The organism is Rhizobium sp. PDO1-076 (assembly GCF_000247475.1).
Lineage (GTDB): Bacteria > Pseudomonadota > Alphaproteobacteria > Rhizobiales > Rhizobiaceae > Allorhizobium.
Genome location: NZ_AHZC01000236.1, coordinates 1 through 2,086 on the forward strand (window position 1 = coordinate 1; position 2,086 = coordinate 2,086).

The window sequence follows — 2,086 nt, forward strand, 5'->3', positions numbered from 1 at the left end:
CCGGGACGTGATGGAACTCGTCCACCAGCTCGTTTTCCGGCAGCGTGAACAGCGCACCCTTCCAGAAGTCGGCATAGTGATGACCGAAGAAATAGCCTTCGAACACGACGCCGGCAAAGATCGCACCAATGGCGAGCAGGACCAGCGGCAGAAGCATTACCGTCGGCGATTCATGCACATGATGCATGACGTCGGCCGATGCGCGCGGCTTGCCGAAGAAGGTCATGAACATCAGGCGCCACGAGTAGAAGCTGGTGAACAGAGCGGCGATGACCAGCATGGCGAAGGCAAAGCCCGCGATCGGCGAATGCGATGCATAGGTCGCCTCGATGATCACGTCCTTGGAGAAGAAGCCGGCAAAACCGATCGGCGTGAAGGGAATGCCGACGCCGGTAATGGCGAGCGTGCCCAGCAGCATCATGGCAAAGGTGACTTTGATATGCGGACGCAGGCCACCCATGTAGCGCATGTCCTGCTCGCCATCGACGGCATGGATGACCGAGCCGGCGCATAGGAACAACAGCGCCTTGAAGAAGGCATGGGTGAAGAGGTGGAAGATGGCGGCGCCATAGGCACCGACGCCGAGCGCGACGAACATGTAGCCGAGCTGCGAGCAGGTCGAATAGGCGATGACGCGCTTGATGTCGTTCTGCACCAGACCGACGGTCGCGGCAAAGAAGGCGGTGATCGCGCCGACCAGCGTGACAACGGTCAGCGCATCCGGCGACAGTTCGAACAGTGGCGACATGCGGGCAACGAGGAAGACGCCGGCGGTGACCATGGTCGCGGCATGGATCAGCGCCGAAACCGGGGTCGGGCCTTCCATCGCGTCCGGCAGCCAGGTGTGCAGCAGGAACTGTGCCGACTTGCCCATCGCGCCCATGAACAGCAGCAGGCAGGCGCCGGTCAGGGCGTGACTGCGGTCGAGCTGCATGCCGAAGAGGTTCATCACCACTTCCGGCGAACCAGCGCCTTCGGCTGGCAGATAGGTCTGGGCTGCGGCAAAGATCGTTTCGAAATTGATCGAGCCGAACATGACGAAGACGCAGCCGATGCCGAGGATGAAGCCGAAGTCGCCGACGCGGTTGACGATGAACGCCTTCATGGCGGCGGCCGAAGCGGATGGTTTCTTGAACCAGAAGCCGATCAGCAGATAGGACGCCAGGCCCACGCCTTCCCAGCCGAAGAACATCTGCAGCAGGTTGTCGGAAGTGACCAGCATCAACATCGCGAAGGTGAACAGCGACAGATAGGCAAAGAAACGCGGGCGATGCGGATCGTGATGCATGTAGCCGATCGAATAGACATGAACCAAGGTCGAGACCGAGTTCACGACGATCAACATGACAGCCGTCAATGTGTCGACGCGCAGCGCCCATTCGACGTCGATGCCGCCGGACTGGATCCAGCGCAGGACCGGAACCTTAATGACTTCGTGGGCTTCGTGGCTCATGGCCACGTTGAAGAACACGATCCAGGACAGGATCGCGACAATGATCATCAATCCGGTGGTGACGTATTCCGAGGCCTTGGCGCCGATCTGGCGACCGAACAGGCCGGCGATAAGCGCGCCGATGAGTGGAAGAAAGACGATAGCCTTGTAGATCAGCATAGCCGTATCAGCCCTTCATCACGTTGACGTCTTCGACGGCGATCGAGCCGCGATTACGATAGAAGACCACCAGGATCGCGAGGCCGATCGCGGCTTCTGCCGCTGCAACCGTCAGGATGAACAGCGCGAAGACCTGGCCGACGATGTCACCGAGGAAGGCGGAGAAGGCCACCATGTTCAGGTTGACAGCCAGAAGGATGAGTTCGACCGACATAAGGATGATGATGACGTTCTTGCGGTTCAGGAAAATGCCGAAGACCCCGAGGGTGAAGAGCATGGCACTGACCGTCAGGTAGTGGGAAAGACCGATTTCCATGATTTACGTTCCTTGACCTCGTGCTCGGCTCAGACGCCCTGGCCCGGCTTGACCTTGACCACCTTGACGGCGGTCTCGGGTGAGCGGGCAACCTGGCGGGAAATATCCTGCCGCTTGATTGTTTTCGCGGTGACGCAGGGTCAGGACGATTCGCCCCG

The 2,086-nt window shown here is 60.0% G+C and carries 2 protein-coding genes and 1 pseudogene; all 3 read right to left on the minus strand.

Annotation, left to right across the window (positions count from 1 at the left end; genetic code table 11):
* Positions 1-1,612: NADH-quinone oxidoreductase subunit L (nuoL, locus tag PDO_RS13985; RefSeq protein WP_007602734.1), on the minus strand; the 1,612-nt coding region annotated here is incomplete at its 3' end.
* 7 nt (positions 1,613-1,619) lie between these two features.
* Positions 1,620-1,928, minus strand: coding sequence for an NADH-quinone oxidoreductase subunit NuoK (gene nuoK, locus PDO_RS13990; protein ID WP_007602735.1), 309 nt, complete (start codon positions 1,926-1,928; stop codon positions 1,620-1,622).
* Positions 1,929-1,957: 29 nt separating this feature from the next.
* Positions 1,958-2,086: pseudogene (locus tag PDO_RS27225) on the minus strand (NADH-quinone oxidoreductase subunit J); the annotation flags it as partial.

Bases quoted from the DNA above. Each gene is read 5' to 3' on its own strand.
- nuoK (WP_007602735.1), bottom strand. From the start codon at position 1,928: ATGGAAATCGGTCTTTCCCACTACCTGACGGTCAGTGCCATGCTCTTC.